We start from the raw sequence: 14,886 nt of genomic DNA on the forward strand, positions 1-14,886 counted from the left end.
AGCCCCTCCCCACCCCTCTTCCCCGAGCCCGCCGCCGGATCCGGTGCCCGCGACGGTCGAACTCCGCGCGGCCGATGGGACAGAATGAGCCCGTGCCCTTCCTGTTGCTGATCGAGGACGACGACGCCATCCGCACGGCCCTCGAACTCTCCCTGACCCGCCAGGGCCACCGTGTGGCCACCGCGGCGACGGGTGAGGACGGCCTGAAACTGCTCCGCGAGCAGCGGCCGGACCTGATCGTGCTCGACGTCATGCTGCCCGGTATCGACGGCTTCGAGGTGTGCCGGAGGATCCGCCGCACCGACCAGCTGCCGATCATCCTGCTCACCGCGCGCAGCGACGACATCGATGTCGTCGTCGGCCTGGAGTCCGGAGCCGACGACTACGTCGTCAAGCCCGTCCAGGGGCGGGTCCTCGACGCCCGCATCCGGGCCGTGCTGCGCCGCGGCGAGCGCGAGGCCAGCGACTCCGCCGTCTTCGGGTCCCTCGTCATCGACCGGGCCGCCATGACGGTGACCAAGAACGGCGAGGACCTCCAGCTCACCCCGACCGAGCTGCGGCTGCTGCTGGAGCTCAGCCGGCGGCCCGGGCAGGCGCTGTCGCGCCAGCAGCTGCTGCGGCTGGTGTGGGAGCACGACTACCTCGGCGACTCCCGCCTCGTCGACGCGTGCGTGCAGCGGCTGCGCGCCAAGGTCGAGGAAGTGCCCTCCTCGCCGACCCTGATCCGTACGGTCCGCGGCGTCGGCTACCGGCTGGACTCCCCGCAGTGACCAAGGCACCCTTCGCGGGCCGGCGCTGGACCAGCCTGCGGGTGCGGCTGCTCGTGGTGTTCGCCCTGGTCGCGCTGGTGGCCGCGGTCTCCGCCTCCGGCATCGCCTACTGGCTCAACCGCGAGGCGGTGCTCACCCGTACCCAGGACGCGGCCCTGGGCGACTTCCGCCAGGAGATGCAGATCCGGGCCGCGGCCCTGCCCGCCGACCCCACCCCCGAGGAACTCCAGCGCACCGCCGAGCTGATGGCCGGCAGCAGCCCCGGGTACAGCGTGCTGCTCGTCCACGAACGCAAGGACAGGCGGCTGGTGTTCGGGGCGGCCGGGGCGACGTCCTTCGGGCTGGACGACGTACCGAAGTCCCTCCAGCACGCCGTGAACGACCGCCAGAAGAGCACGACCGCCAACGACTCCGAGTACCACATGTACTGGCAGCGGACGACGCCCCACGGCAACCCCTACCTGGTCGGCGGCACCCGGATCGTCGGCGGCGGCCCCACCGGCTACATGTACAAGTCCCTCGCCACCGAGCGGGACGACCTCAACGCGCTGGGCTGGTCGCTGACCATCGCCACCGGGCTGGCCCTGCTCGGCTCCGCGCTGCTCGCCCAGGCGGCGGCCCGGACCGTGCTCAAGCCCGTCCAGCGGCTCGGCGAGGCGGCCCGCCGGCTGGGGGAGGGCGAGCTCGACCACCGGCTCGACGTCTCCGGCACCGACGAACTCGCCGACCTGTCGCGGACGTTCAACCGCACGGCGGAGGCGCTGGAGAAGAAGGTCGCCGACATGAGCGCCCGCGAGGAGGCCAGCCGGCGGTTCGTCGCCGACATGAGCCACGAACTGCGCACCCCGCTCACGGCGTTGACGGCGGTCGCCGAGGTGCTGGAGGAGGAGGTCGACGACCTCGATCCGATGATCGCGCCGGCGGTGGGCCTGGTGGTCAGCGAGACCCGGCGGCTGAACGACCTGGTGGAGAACCTGATGGAGGTTACCCGCTTCGACGCGGGCACGGCCCGGCTGGTGCTCGACGACGTGAACGTCGCCGACCAGGTCACCGCCTGCATCGACGCCCGCGCCTGGCTGGACGCCGTCGAGGTCGACGCCGGACGCGGCATCGTGGCACGGCTCGACCCGCGACGGCTCGACGTGATCCTGGCCAACCTGATCGGCAACGCCCTCAAGCACGGCGGATCGCCGGTGCGGGTGTCGGTGCGGGTGGAGGAGGAGTGGCTGGTCGTCGCGGTCAAGGACAACGGGCCGGGCATCCCCGAAGAGGTCCTGCCGCACGTCTTCGACCGCTTCTACAAGGCCAGCGCCTCCCGGCCGAAGTCCGACGGCAGCGGGCTGGGCCTGTCCATCGCCATGGAGAACGCGCACATCCACGGGGGCGACATCACGGCCGCGAACGGCCCGGACGGCGGGGCCGTCTTCACGCTGCGGCTGCCGATGGACGTGGGGAAGGTGATCGCCGGTGACGGTACGGACGCGTAGCCCGCGTAGCCCGCGTAGCGCGCGGGTGACCGTGGTGGCGGTGGTGGCCCTAGCGGTCCTGGCCCCGGTCCTGTCCGGGTGCGGGATCCGGGCCACGACCGTCCCGGTCGACGTGGGCCCGGCCCCGTCCCGGGTGTCCTGCGACACGCCGGACGTGCCGCCCGGGCAGAGCGGGGTGCAGGGGTTCCGCGCCAAGATCGAGCTGGTCTGCGGCTCGCAGCTGGTGGCGGTGGACCGGGTCGTCCCGGTGCCGGAGAAGCGGACCGGGCGCGAGCCCGTCACGCTGGTCGCGCAGGCCCTGCTGGAGGAACTGGGGCGCCCCCTGTCCGACCAGGAGCGCGAGGGCGGCTTCACCACCGTGGTCCGGGACGGGCTGACGGCCGCTCCGGCGCGCCCGGGCGACCCGGCGGGCGCGGTACGGCTGAGCCGCAAGCCGGAGGACCTGCCGCCGGTGGCACTGGCCCAGATCGTCTGCACGCTCTCCGCGAGCGACGCCGTCTCGGCCGGCCCGGGCCCGGTGGTCCTGGGCGGCCCGGACGCGGACCCACCCCGTGCCTGGGAATGCACGGACGCGGTCCGCTCCCGCCCGGAATCCGCCCCGACCCTGGGCGAACTGGTCCGCCCGACGGCGTCCCCGTCGGGGACGCCGGGGTCCTGAGGCGGCTGCCCCGGTCGGGCCGTCGGGGTCGTTGGGGTCGTCGGGGTCCTGAGGCGGCCGTACTTGTCGGGGTCCTGAGGCGGTGGTCCGGCTCGCTGTTCGTTTCCTCGCGGTGCGGGCCCGCTATCTCCCCCGCACCCGGGGAGGCGGGTGGGCAGCCACCGGCCTCCCCGGGTGCGGGGGAGACAGCGGGCCCCCGGGACGCACGCGGCCCCCCGTAGCCGGAGCTGCGGGGGGCCGGGGTGGTGGCAGGGGGGGGCGGGCTAGAGGCCCATGGCTGCCGAGAGGTCCTTTTTGAGGGTGTCCAGGACTTCCTGGCCTCTCGTGCGGGCCGGGGTGAGGTCCGAGGGGTCCGCCACCGGGACGACCACCTCCAGGTAGCACTTCAGCTTCGGCTCCGTGCCCGACGGGCGGCAGATGACGCGCGCCTTGTAGTCGCCCTCCAGGTAGTAGCGCAGGCCGTCCGTGGGCGGGAGCTTCGCCGTGCCCTGGGAGAGGTCCTCCGCCGAGACCACCCGCAGGCCCGCCAGGGCCGTCGGGGGCTGTGCGCGCAGCTGGGCCATCGCGTTGGCGATGACCGACAGGTCCGAGACGCGGACCGACAGCTGGTCGGTGTGGTGGAGGCCGTGGGCCATCGCCAGGTCGTCCAGGAGGTCGGTCAGGGTGCGGCCCTGCTCCTTGAGTTCGGAGGCCAGTTCGGCGACCAGCAGGGCGGCGGTGATGCCGTCCTTGTCGCGGACGCCCTCGGGGTCCACGCAGTAGCCGAGCGCTTCCTCGTAGCCGTAGCGCAGACCCTCCACGCGGGAGATCCACTTGAAGCCCGTGAGGGTCTCCTCGTAGCCGAGGTGCGCCGCCTCGGCGATGCGGCCCAGGAGGGACGAGGAGACGATCGACTCGGCGAAGACGCCCTGCGCGCCCTTGTGCACGAGGTGGGCCGCCAGGAGGGCGCCGACCTCGTCGCCGCGCAGCATGCGCCAGCCGCCGTCGTCGGGGACCGCCACCGCGCAGCGGTCGGCGTCCGGGTCGTTGGCGATCACGATGTCCGGCTGGACCTCGGCGGCCTTCGCGAAGGCCAGGTCCATCGCGCCGGGCTCCTCCGGGTTGGGGAAGGCGACCGTCGGGAAGGCCGGGTCCGGCTCCGCCTGCTCGGCGACGAGGACCGGCTCCGGGAAGCCGTGCCGGGCGAAGGCCGCCATGACGACGTCCTTGCCGACGCCGTGCATGGCCGTGTAGACGGTCCGCACGCCGCGCGGGGAGGCGGGCGTCAGGACGGCGTCGGTGCGCGCCAGGTACGCCTCCAGGACCTCCTCGTCGAGCTGGAGCCAGCCTTCCGAGGGGCGGGGGACGTCGGCGAGGGAGGCGATCGCGTCGATCTCCGCCGCGATCTGCGCGTCGGCGGGGGAGACGATCTGCGAGCCGTCGCCGAGGTAGACCTTGTAGCCGTTGTCCCGGGGAGGGTTGTGGCTGGCGGTCACCTCGACGCCGGCGACGGCTCCCAGGTGCCTTATGGCGTACGCGAGGACGGGCGTGGGCAGCGGGCGGGGCAGTACGGCCGCGCGCAGTCCGGCGCCGGTCATCACGGCGGCGGTGTCGCGGGCGAAGTCCGCGGACTTGTAGCGCGCGTCGTAGCCGACGACCACGAGGCCGCCGTCGTGGCCCTGGGCCTTCAGGTAGGCCGCCAGCCCCGCCGCGGCGCGGATGACCACCGAGCGGTTCATCCGCATCGGGCCCGCGCCGATCTCCCCGCGCAGTCCGGCGGTGCCGAACTGGAGCGTGCCGGAGAAACGGTCCGCGAGCTCGGCGGTGTCGCCCGCGTCGATGAGCGCCGTCAGCTCCGCCGCGGTCTCCGGGTCCGGGTCCTCGGCCAGCCAGGCGCGTGCCCGGGTGAGGAGGTCGTCGTCCTTTTCCTGCACTGCTTCCGCCTTGCCTCTCGTACGTCGTCGGTCGTCGGTCAGATGCGGGCGAGGACCTGCGTCAGCAGGGTGCCCATGCGGGCGGCGGAGTCGCGGCCGGCCTGGAGGACCTCTTCGTGGTTCAGCGGCTCGCCCGACAGGCCCGCGGCCAGGTTGGTGACCAGGGAGATGCCGAGCACCTCGGCGCCGGCCTCACGGGCGGCGATGGCCTCCAGCACGGTGGACATGCCGACCAGGTCGGCGCCCATGACGCGGATCATGTTGATCTCGGCCGGGGTCTCGTAGTGCGGCCCGGGGAACTGGACGTAGACGCCCTCTTCGAGGGTCTCGTCGATCTCCTTGCACATCGCGCGCAGGCGCGGCGAGTACAGGTCGGTGAGGTCCACGAAGTTCGCGCCGACGATCGGCGAGGTCGCGGTGAGGTTGAGGTGGTCGCTGATCAGGACGGGCTGGCCGGGCTTCATGCCCTCGCGCAGGCCGCCGCAGCCGTTGGTGAGGACGACGGTCTTGCAGCCGGCGGCGACGGCGGTACGGACGCCGTGGGCGACGGCGGCGACGCCGCGGCCCTCGTAGAAGTGGGTCCGGCCGAGGAAGAGCAGGGCGCGCTTGTCGCCGATCTTGTACGAGCGGATCTTGCCGCCGTGGCCCTCGACGGCGGGCGGCGGGAAGCCGGGCAGCTCGGTGACCGGGAACTCGGCCTCGGGCGCGCCGAGGGCCTCTGCGGCGGGGGCCCAGCCGGAGCCCATGACGAGGGCGACATCGTGGGATTCGACGCCGGTGAGCTCGCGGAGGCGGGCGGCGGCGGCGTCGGCGGCGGCGAAGGGGTCGGTAACAGATGCGTTCACGCGGATGAGCGTAGCCGCTGTTGGCCTACGCGCGTAGATGGCACAGCTCACGGTGTTCGGATCGTTGCCTTGTCGTTTCCGCCGAATCGTCCCGGAGGGCGTGGGGGGCCGCCGCGCGGAGCCTTCTCCCCGCCCCGCCCTTTCTCCGTTTCCGCCTCAATCGCCGGCGGGGCTGGAATGGCTCCGGGGGTTCCGCCCGGACCCCCGCGCCTTCAAGCGCCGGCGGGGCTCGGAGGGGTCAGCAGGGGCGTTTGCGGAGTTCCATGACGTAGTCGTGGGGGGCGCCCGCGGATTCCGCCGCGTCGGCGATCTCGCCCAGGTAGCGGGCCGAGGGGAGGCCGCCCTCGTAGCCGTTCAGGACGTAGCACCAGGCCGCCTCCTCGCCGTCCAGGGTGTGGACCCGGATGCGCATACGGCGGTAGATGTCGAGGCCGACGCCCTCCCAGCGGTCCATCGAGTCCTCGTCCAGCGGTGCGATGTCGTACAGGGCGACGAAGACCTGCTGACGGGGTGCTTCCACGACGGTGGCGAGGGCGCCCTCCCAGCCCATCTGCTCACCGCCGAACGTCAGCCGCCAGTCGTTGATCCAGCCCGTGCCGCGCAGCGGCGAATGCGGAGCGCGGCGCGTCATCAGCCGCGGGTCGAGGTTGCCGGCGTACGCGGCGTAGAGCGACATGAGGTCGAGGGTACGGGAGGGGTACCCCGGCGCGCGTGCCCGGATGGCGCACGGATGACAGGACCAGGAGTGGAGCACCTTGAAGCGTGCGGGACAATGGGCGTGGAATGCATCCCCCGGGGAGACCCCCCGGATCGCCGGCCGGGGCGGCAGCCGGCCGGGCAGACGTGAGGCGGAGTTTTCGTGACCCGGATCGTGATCATCGGCGGCGGACCCGGCGGGTATGAGGCGGCCCTGGTAGGGGCCCAGCTCGGCGCGGAGGTGACCGTCGTCGACTGCGACGGTCTGGGCGGGGCGTCGGTGCTGACCGACTGCGTGCCCTCCAAGACCCTCATCGCGACCGCCGAGGTCATGACCACCTTCGACTCCTCCTACGAGGAGCTCGGCATCGTCGTCGCCGACGACACCCCGCCCCTGGAGCAGGCCGCCCGCGTGGTCGGCGTCGACCTCGGCAAGGTGAACCGGCGTGTGAAGCGCCTCGCGCTCGCCCAGTCGCACGACATCACCGCCTCCGTGACCCGCGCCGGCGCCCGCGTCCTGCGCGGCCGGGGCAAGCTCGGCGGCCCGCAGGGCATCGACGGCACCCGGGACGTCATCGTCACCGCGGCCGACGGCACCGAGACGATCCTCACCGCCGACGCCGTGCTGATCGCCACCGGCGGCACCCCCCGCGAGATCCCGGACGCGATGCCGGACGGCGAGCGGATCCTGAACTGGACCCAGGTCTACGACCTGGAGGAGCTCCCCGAAGAGCTGATCGTGGTGGGCTCGGGTGTGACCGGAGCCGAGTTCGCGGGCGCCTACCAGGCGCTGGGCTCCCGGGTGACGCTCGTCTCCTCCCGCGACCGCGTGCTGCCCGGCGAGGACCCGGACGCGGCCGCCGTCCTGGAGGACGTCTTCCGGCGCCGCGGCATGAACGTCATCGGCCGCTCGCGCGCCGAGTCCGCCAAGCGGGTCGGCGACCGGGTCGAGGTCACCCTCTCCGACGGACGGGTCATCACCGGCACCCACTGCCTGATGGCGGTCGGCGCGATCCCCAACACCCGGAACATGAACCTGGAGGAGTCCGGGGTCCGGCTGAAGGAGTCCGGGCACATCTGGACCGACAAGGTCTCGCGGACCTCCTCGCCCGGCGTGTACGCCGCCGGCGACGTCACCGGGGTGTTCGCGCTGGCGTCCGTCGCCGCCATGCAGGGGCGCATCGCCATGTACCACTTCCTCGGCGACGCGGTGGCCCCGCTGAACCTGAAGACGGTCTCCTCGAACGTCTTCACCGACCCCGAGATCGCCACGGTGGGTTACACCCAGGCCGATGTGGACGCCGGGAAGATCGACGCCCGTGTCGTGAAGCTGCCCCTGCTGCGCAACCCGCGCGCCAAGATGCAGGGCATCCGGGACGGGTTCGTGAAGATGTTCTGCCGTCCGGGCACGGGGATCGTGGTCGGCGGTGTGGTCGTCGCCCCGCGCGCGAGCGAGCTGATCCACCCGATTTCGATCGCCGTCGACAACAATCTGACGGTCGAGCAGATCGCAAACGCGTTCACCGTGTACCCCTCGCTGTCGGGTTCGATCGCCGAGGTCGCCCGCCAGCTGCACACGCGCAAGACGGGCGGCGAGGCGTAGGACGCGCCGCGCCCCGGTCAACCGGCCCTGCTGGGAGGGGGCTTGGGGCCGGTTCCGGGGCGGCCGGGATGGCCTGCGGGCGGACGGCCGGTGTCCGGTCGGACGCGTATACCACTTGTCGCCCTACCGTATGGACAACTTCGGTATTCCGGTGCAAGGAGCTGAAAGCAGACGGTCGTTGGCGTTACTGTCAGTTTCGTGTTCGCTGCTGAACGTCGCCAATTGATCCTCGAAATGGTGCGGGCCAACGGAGCGGTTTCGCTCCGTGAGCTCGCCCGCGTCGTCCAGACCTCCGAAGTGACCGTACGGCGGGACGTGCGGGCACTGGAGGCAGAAGGACTCCTCGACCGCCGGCACGGCGGTGCGGTTCTGCCGGGCGGTTTCACGCGGGAGTCCGGCTTTCCGCAAAAATCCCATCTCGCGACGGCGGAGAAGACCGCCATCGCCGATGTCGCGGCCGGCCTCGTCGAAGAAGGCGAGGCCGTCGTCGTCGGCGCGGGTACCACGACCCAGGAGCTGGCCCGCCGGCTCGCGCGGGTGCCCGGTCTGACCGTCGTCACCAACTCGCTGCTCGTCGCCCAGGCGCTGGCCCATGCCAACCGGGTGGAGGTGGTGATGACCGGCGGCACGTTGCGCGGGTCGAACTACGCCCTCGTCGGCAGCGGCGCGGAGCAGTCCCTCCAGGGGCTGCGGGTCTCGCGGGCCTTCCTGTCCGGCAGCGGTCTGACCGCCGAGCGCGGGCTGTCCACGTCCAACATGCTCTCCGCGAGCGTGGACCGGGCGCTGGTGCAGGCGGCGGCGGAGGTGGTGGTCCTGGCGGACCACACCAAGCTGGGTACCGACACGATGTTCCAGACGGTGCCGACGGACGTGATGACGCGCCTGGTGACCGACGAGCCGCCGCAGCATGACGACCGGGCCGCCACGGAGTTGCAGGCGCTGGCCGATCAGGGGGTCCAGATCACTGTGGCGGGGGCGGCGCCGGCCTCCGGGGGGCACGGGGCCGGCGGGGCCGGTGGCGGGGGCGCGGAGGGGATGCCGGGGCGTCGGCCGCGGCGGGAGTCGCCGTTGCCGGTCCAGCGGCGCGGGGGGCCGGCCGGGCCCCTGCGGAGTGCGGCGGGGGGGATGCTGGAGCCGCAGGCCGGCGGCGCGGAGCGGGGGCGGGTGGCGGACCTGAGGCGCCGCTAGGGCGTCCGCCCCCCGCCGGTGTCCTTCGCCGGGCTGTTCCCGCCAGGGCGGCCCGTCGGGGCACCGGTGCGGGGTGGGCGGCCCTGCGGGGCTGGTCCCCTACCCGCCCTTCCTGCCCCAGCTACCGCTGGGAGGTGCCCCCAGTTCCCCGGGGCTCCGCCCCGGACCCGTACGGGCGCTGCGCGCCCGTCGCCTCAAACGCCGGCGGGGCTGAAAAGCCCTGGGGCTCCGCCCCGGGCCCCTGGGGGCTCCGCCCCCAGACCCCCGCTCCTCAAACGCCGGAGGGGCTGTAGGTACGGCGGAGGGGCTGTAGGTACGGCGGAAGGGCTGTAGGTACGGCGGAGGGGCTGTAGGTACGGCGGAAGGGCTGTAGGTACGGCGGAGGGGCAATGGATACGGCGGAAGGGCCGTAGAGACGCCGGAGGGGCCGTGGATACGCCGGAGGGGCTACAGACAACTGTCTGTAGCCCCTCCGGCGTTGGTGTCAGTCCTTGATCTCGCAGATCGCGGCGCCCGAGGTGAGGGAGGCACCCACCTCTGCCGTCAGGCCGACGATGGTGCCCGAGCGGTGGGCGTTGAGGGGCTGTTCCATCTTCATGGCCTCCAGGACCACGATGAGGTCGCCCTCGTTGACCTGCTGGCCCTCTTCCACCGCGACCTTGACGATCGTGCCCTGCATCGGGGACGCGAGGGTGTCGCCGGAGGCGGCCGGGCCGGACTTCTTGGCGGCGCGGCGCTTGGGCTTGGCGCCACCGGCGGCGGCGGTGCGGGCCAGGGTCATGCCCAGGCTGGAGGGGAGGGAGACCTCCAGGCGCTTGCCGCCGACCTCGACGACGACCGTCTCGCGGCCGGGCTCGTCCTCGGTGTCCTCGGCGGCCGGGGCCTGGAAGGGCGGGATCTCGTTGACGAACTCGGTCTCGATCCAGCGGGTGTGGACCGTGAACGGGGTGCCGTCGGCGGGGGCGAAGGCGGGGTCGGCGACGACCGCGCGGTGGAAGGGGATGGCGGTGGCCATGCCCTCCACCTGGAACTCCTCCAGGGCGCGGGCGGCGCGCTGGAGGGCCTGCTCGCGGGTGGCGCCGGTGACGATCAGCTTGGCCAGGAGGGAGTCCCAGGCGGGGCCGATGACCGAGCCGGACTCCACGCCGGCGTCCAGGCGGACACCCGGGCCGGACGGCGGGTCGAAGCGGGTGACGGTGCCGGGGGCGGGCAGGAAGCCCCGGCCCGGGTCCTCGCCGTTGATGCGGAACTCGAAGGAGTGGCCGCGCAGGACGGGGTCGCCGTAGCCGAGTTCCTCGCCGTCGGCGATGCGGAACATCTCGCGGACGAGGTCGATGCCGGCGACCTCCTCGGTGACGGGGTGCTCGACCTGGAGTCGGGTGTTGACCTCCAGGAAGGAGATGGTGCCGTCGGTGCCGACGAGGAACTCGACGGTGCCCGCGCCGACGTAGCCGGCTTCCTTGAGGATGGCCTTGGACGCGGCGTAGAGCTCGGCGTTCTGGGCCTCGGACAGGAACGGGGCGGGGGCTTCCTCGACCAGCTTCTGGTGGCGGCGCTGGAGGGAGCAGTCGCGGGTGGAGACGACGACGACGTTGCCGTGGGTGTCGGCCAGGCACTGGGTCTCGACGTGGCGGGGCTTGTCGAGGTAGCGCTCGACGAAGCACTCGCCGCGGCCGAAGGCGGCCACGGCCTCGCGGACGGCGGAGTCGTAGAGCTCGGGGACCTCTTCGAGGGTGCGGGCGACCTTCAGGCCGCGGCCGCCGCCGCCGAAGGCGGCCTTGATGGCGATGGGGAGCCCGTGCTCCTGGGCGAAGGCGATGACCTCGTCCGCGCCCGAGACCGGGTCCGGGGTGCCCGCGACCAGGGGCGCGCCGGCGCGCTGGGCGATGTGGCGGGCGGCGACCTTGTCGCCGAGGTCGCGGATGGCCTGCGGCGGCGGGCCGATCCAGGTCAGGCCCGCGTCGATGACGGCCTGGGCGAACTCGGCGTTCTCCGACAGGAAGCCGTATCCGGGGTGGATGGCGTCCGCGCCCGAGTCGGCGGCGGCCTGCAGGACCTTGCCGATGTCGAGGTAGCTGGCCGCAGGGGTGTCACCGCCCAACGCGAAAGCTTCGTCTGCCGCGCGGACGTGCAGAGCGTCCCGGTCCGGATCGGCGTAGACGGCTACGCTCGCGATCCCGGCGTCCCGGCAGGCCCGGGCAACGCGGACAGCGATTTCGCCACGGTTGGCGATGAGCACCTTGCGCACGATGGCTCCCTCCTTGAAACAAGCTGAGTTTAGGGACTGCCGACACGGCCTTACGACCCTTCCCCGGTGGTGAGCTTGCCCACACAGAGCGTGATGCGAGTGCCCCTTGAGTGTGAAAACCCTTGTGTCACCCCAGGTCAGGGAGATCCCCGACTGCACAGTAACCCTGCGGCGCGTCGGAGGTCTCTGTTCGGCCGGTCAGCCGCCCCCGTCGATTCTTTGTGGAGTCCCTACGAACGGCCTATGCATTCTTTGCGTGAGAGCCGTCACGGCACCCCGGGCGTAACGAAGCTGTGCCGACCCCTTGTCCGCAGGTTTACTCGTTAGTAGCCTCCGTGGCGTCGAACACGCTTGTGGCGTGGGAGGGATGGGGGCGTCGTGCTGCGCAGACTCGTGGCGGGGCTGGGCGCGCTCGCGCTCGTCGTCGAGGCGGCGGTGCTCGTGGTCGCCCATCTGGTCCTCGCCCGGACGACCGCCGCCCAGTCGATGTCCGTCGCGGGCAGCGACCCTGAGGTCATGTCCACGGCGACCTACGCGCTGGGTGCGGTCCTCGGGGCCTTCCTCCTGCTGGCCGCCGTCCTCCTCGCCGTCGCCGCGCTGCGCGACCGTCTGCCCGGCCGCGCCGCCCGGGTGGTCCTCGTCGCCGCCGCCGTCACCCACCTGGTGCTCGGCGCCCTCGCCGCCGCGCTCGTCGGCTGGGGTGCCTTCGCGGTGACCATGGTGATCTTCTGCCTGATCGCCGGGGCCCTGACGCTCTACGCCGACCGGGCGGGGGCGGACGCGCCCGTGGAGGGGATCAGACCCACAAGTCCGTGATGGACACGTCCAGTTCGCCCAGCAGGGAGCGCAGCAGCGGCATCGACAGGCCGATGACGTTGCCCGGGTCCCCGTCGATGCCGTCGATGAACGGCGACGACAGCCCGTCCAGGGTGAACGCCCCGGCCACGTGCAGCGGCTCGCCGCTCTCCACGTACGCCGCCACCTCCGCGTCCGTCGGCTCGCCGAAGTGGACCGTCGTCGAGGCCGTGGCCGAGACCTGACGGCCCGTCGCCGTGTCGATCACGCAGTGGCCCGTGCGCAGGACGCCGGAGCGGCCGCGCATCGACTTCCAGCGGGCCGTGGCCTCCGCCGCGTCCGCCGGCTTGCCCAGTGCCTCGCCGTCCAGCTCCAGCACGGAGTCGCAGCCGACCACCAGCGCGCCGGCGGCCTCCGGGAGCTCCGCCACCACGCCCGCCTTGGCCTCGGCCAGGGCCAGCGCCAGGTCGGCGGGGTTGTCGTGGTCCAGGGTGTCCTCGTCGAAGCCGCTGACGATCACGTGCGGGGCCAGCCCGGCCTGCCGCAGCAGGTTCAGCCGGGCGGGGGAGGCGGAAGCGAGGACGAGCGTGCGTACGGTCATGGGGGCCAGCCTAGAACGGGGCCACGCCCAGCACGTAGACGCCCACCAGGGTGGCCAGCAGCAGCACCACCAGCATCCGCCGCAGCATCGCCTGGGCGTCGCGCATCTGCTTCGGCGGCTCGTCCTTCGGGTCTGACCAGAGCATGCTCCGATCCTTGCCCCGGCGCGCCGGTGGCGCCTGAGTACGGGTACTCAGGCGCCACCGTCCGTTCGCGTCATATTCCGGGCCGCGGCCCGCGGTTCAGCCCTGCTGGGGCCAGTACGTACGCCCCCACGCCCGCGGCCCGGGCCGCAGCGTGTGCCGGCGGGCCACCCGGCCCGGCGCCGACCACTCGTCGGGGACCCGGGGCGCGCCCGACGGTGCCGAGGCCAGCGCCGCCGCGCGCGCGTGGACCACCGCCAGTGCGGCGGCCAGCTCCTCGGGGGTCGGATTGCCCTTGACGACCTTGATCATCACTGTGAGCTCCTCGGGGACCTAGAGGGGGATGTTGCCGTGCTTCTTCGGGGGCAGCGACTCCCGCTTGGTGCGCAGCTGCCGCAGTCCCTTCACCACGTGGGCGCGGGTCTCGGACGGCATGGTCACCGCGTCGATGTAACCGCGCTCGGCGGCCGTGTACGGGTTGAGCAGGGCGTCCTCGTACTCGGTGATGAGCCGGGCCCGGGTCTCCTCCACCTCCTCCGGGGCGGCCTCCGCGATCGTGCGCCGGTGCAGGATGTTGACCGCGCCCTGCGCGCCCATGACGGCGATCTGGGCGGTCGGCCAGGCCAGGTTCAGGTCCGCGCCGAGGTGCTTGGAGCCCATGACGTCGTAGGCCCCGCCGAACGCCTTGCGGGTGATGACGGTGATGAGCGGGACGGTGGCCTCGGCGTAGGCGTAGATCAGCTTGGCCCCGCGCCGGATGATTCCGTTGTATTCCTGGTCGGTGCCCGGGAGGAAGCCCGGGACGTCGACGAAGGTCAGGACCGGGATGTTGAAGGCGTCGCACGTCCGTACGAAGCGTGCGGCCTTCTCCGAGGCGTTGATGTCCAGGCAGCCGGCGAACTGCATCGGCTGGTTGGCGACCACGCCCACCGGGTGTCCCTCGACGCGGCCGAAGCCGGTCAGGATGTTCGGGGCGAACAGGGACTGCGTCTCCAGGAACTCCCCGTCGTCCAGCACGTGCTCAATCACAGTGTGCATGTCGTACGGCTGGTTCGCACTGTCCGGGATCAGCACGTCCAGTTCGAGGTCGGTGTCGGTGACCTCGGTGTCCGCCTCCTCCGGGAAGGCGGGCGGCTCGGAGAGGTTGTTCGACGGCAGGTAGGCGAGCAGCGACTTCACGTACTCGATGGCGTCCTTCTCGTCACCCGCCATGTGGTGCGCCACGCCCGAGGTGGAGTTGTGGGTGCGCGCACCGCCCAGCTCCTCGAAGCCGACGTCCTCGCCGGTGACCGTCTTGATGACGTCCGGGCCGGTGATGAACATGTGCGAGGTCTGGTCGACCATGACCGTGAAGTCGGTGATCGCCGGGGAGTAGACGGCGCCGCCCGCGCAGGGGCCGACGACCAGGCTGATCTGCGGGATCACGCCCGAGGCGTGGACGTTGCGGCGGAAGATCTCGCCGTACATGCCCAGCGCGCTGACGCCCTCCTGGATGCGGGCGCCGCCGGAGTCGTTGATGCCGATGACCGGGCAGCCGGTCTTGAGGGCGAAGTCCATCACCTTGATGATCTTCTGGCCGTAGACCTCGCCGAGGGCCCCGCCGAAGACGGTGAAGTCCTGCGAGAACACGGCCACCGGGCGGCCGTCCACCGTGCCGTAGCCGGTGACGACGCCGTCGCCGTAGGGGCGGGTCTTCTCCAGCCCGAAGTTCGTCGACCGGTGCCGGGCGAACTCGTCCAGCTCGACGAACGACCCCTCGTCCAGGAGCAGCGCCACCCGCTCACGCGCCGTCAGCTTGCCCTTGGCATGCTGCTTCTCGACGGCGCGCTCGGAACCGGCGTGCGTGGCTTCGTCGATTCGGCGCCGCAGGTCCGCGAGCTTGCCCGCGGTCGTGTGCATGTCGATCGGCTCTGAGGGTTGGGACATCGGGGTCGCGGCTC

Annotated in this window: 14 protein-coding genes; 6 read left to right on the top strand and 8 right to left on the bottom strand. The window is 72.4% G+C overall.

Translation table 11 applies throughout. The features are described from left to right. The first annotated feature begins 92 nt into the window (after window positions 1-92). Genes afsQ1 through ABZ716_RS12440 form a run of 3 tightly spaced genes read left to right on the top strand, consistent with a single transcriptional unit; the run spans window position 93 to window position 2,915 of the window. Window positions 93-770 (top strand): two-component system response regulator AfsQ1, encoded by a 678-nt coding sequence (gene afsQ1, locus ABZ716_RS12430; protein ID WP_185117195.1) that lies wholly within the window; start codon window positions 93-95, stop codon window positions 768-770. Beyond that, the gene (locus ABZ716_RS12435) at window positions 767-2,257 is read left to right on the top strand and encodes a HAMP domain-containing sensor histidine kinase (protein ID WP_358812888.1); all 1,491 of its coding nucleotides are present in this window, start codon (window positions 767-769) and stop codon (window positions 2,255-2,257) included. Before afsQ1 ends, ABZ716_RS12435 begins: the two co-directional genes overlap by 4 nt. A gap of 34 nt (window positions 2,258-2,291) precedes the next feature. Beyond that, entirely contained in the window at window positions 2,292-2,915 is a 624-nt protein-coding gene (locus ABZ716_RS12440; RefSeq protein ID WP_358958721.1) for a hypothetical protein, read from the top strand. A 263-nt stretch (window positions 2,916-3,178) separates the two neighbouring features. On the opposite strand, the gene ABZ716_RS12445 is transcribed toward ABZ716_RS12440, so the two are convergent. The 3 genes from ABZ716_RS12445 to ABZ716_RS12455 all read right to left on the bottom strand — a co-directional run bounded on the left by ABZ716_RS12445 (window position 3,179) and on the right by ABZ716_RS12455 (window position 6,349). Then, window positions 3,179-4,828 (bottom strand): phospho-sugar mutase, encoded by a 1,650-nt coding sequence (locus ABZ716_RS12445; RefSeq protein ID WP_358958497.1) that lies wholly within the window; start codon window positions 4,826-4,828, stop codon window positions 3,179-3,181. A gap of 38 nt (window positions 4,829-4,866) precedes the next feature. Further along, window positions 4,867-5,673: a purine-nucleoside phosphorylase gene (locus ABZ716_RS12450; protein ID WP_045949141.1), complete on the bottom strand. Its 807-nt coding sequence runs from the start codon at window positions 5,671-5,673 to the stop codon at window positions 4,867-4,869. Window positions 5,674-5,911: 238 nt separating this feature from the next. Continuing rightward, window positions 5,912-6,349 carry a gamma-glutamylcyclotransferase gene (locus ABZ716_RS12455; protein WP_125603982.1) on the bottom strand — a complete coding sequence of 146 codons (438 nt, stop codon included), beginning with the start codon at window positions 6,347-6,349 and terminating at the stop codon, window positions 5,912-5,914. A 183-nt stretch (window positions 6,350-6,532) separates the two neighbouring features. Here ABZ716_RS12455 and ABZ716_RS12460 point away from each other — a divergent pair, with 183 nt between their 5' ends. Together ABZ716_RS12460 and ABZ716_RS12465 are read left to right on the top strand one after the other, a co-directional pair. Further along, window positions 6,533-7,972, top strand: a complete 1,440-nt coding sequence (locus ABZ716_RS12460; RefSeq protein WP_351877967.1) for an NAD(P)H-quinone dehydrogenase — start codon at window positions 6,533-6,535, stop codon at window positions 7,970-7,972. Between the two features lie 198 nt (window positions 7,973-8,170). Next, on the top strand, window positions 8,171-9,160 hold the full coding sequence (locus ABZ716_RS12465) for a DeoR/GlpR family DNA-binding transcription regulator (RefSeq protein ID WP_358958499.1): 990 nt from the start codon (window positions 8,171-8,173) through the stop codon (window positions 9,158-9,160). Window positions 9,161-9,644: 484 nt separating this feature from the next. Here ABZ716_RS12465 and ABZ716_RS12470 read toward each other — a convergent pair whose 3' ends face one another. Then, complete coding sequence (locus ABZ716_RS12470; RefSeq protein WP_358958501.1) at window positions 9,645-11,408, bottom strand: biotin carboxylase N-terminal domain-containing protein; 1,764 nt, start codon at window positions 11,406-11,408, stop codon at window positions 9,645-9,647. A gap of 378 nt (window positions 11,409-11,786) precedes the next feature. On the opposite strand from ABZ716_RS12470, the gene ABZ716_RS12475 reads away from it, so the two are divergent. After that, a complete protein-coding gene (locus ABZ716_RS12475) occupies window positions 11,787-12,224 on the top strand; it encodes a hypothetical protein (protein ID WP_358811184.1) in 438 nt (145 codons plus the stop codon). Here ABZ716_RS12475 and ABZ716_RS12480 read toward each other — a convergent pair. From ABZ716_RS12480 to ABZ716_RS12495, 4 genes are all read right to left on the bottom strand, one after another. Next, entirely contained in the window at window positions 12,205-12,813 is a 609-nt protein-coding gene (locus ABZ716_RS12480; RefSeq protein ID WP_358958724.1) for a nucleoside triphosphate pyrophosphatase, read from the bottom strand. The genes ABZ716_RS12475 and ABZ716_RS12480 overlap by 20 nt on opposite strands. A 1-nt stretch (window position 12,814) precedes the next feature. Continuing rightward, the gene (locus ABZ716_RS12485) at window positions 12,815-12,949 is read right to left on the bottom strand and encodes a hypothetical protein (protein WP_358811183.1); all 135 of its coding nucleotides are present in this window, start codon (window positions 12,947-12,949) and stop codon (window positions 12,815-12,817) included. A gap of 96 nt (window positions 12,950-13,045) precedes the next feature. Further along, the gene (locus tag ABZ716_RS12490; protein WP_351883252.1) at window positions 13,046-13,258 is read right to left on the bottom strand and encodes an acyl-CoA carboxylase epsilon subunit; all 213 of its coding nucleotides are present in this window, start codon (window positions 13,256-13,258) and stop codon (window positions 13,046-13,048) included. 21 nt (window positions 13,259-13,279) lie between these two features. Beyond that, entirely contained in the window at window positions 13,280-14,872 is a 1,593-nt protein-coding gene (locus ABZ716_RS12495) for an acyl-CoA carboxylase subunit beta (RefSeq protein WP_358811182.1), read from the bottom strand. Between the last annotated feature and the right edge of the window lie 14 nt (window positions 14,873-14,886).

The sequence above is a fragment of the Streptomyces sp. NPDC006687 genome (genome assembly GCF_040636215.1).
Taxonomy (GTDB): domain Bacteria; phylum Actinomycetota; class Actinomycetes; order Streptomycetales; family Streptomycetaceae; genus Streptomyces.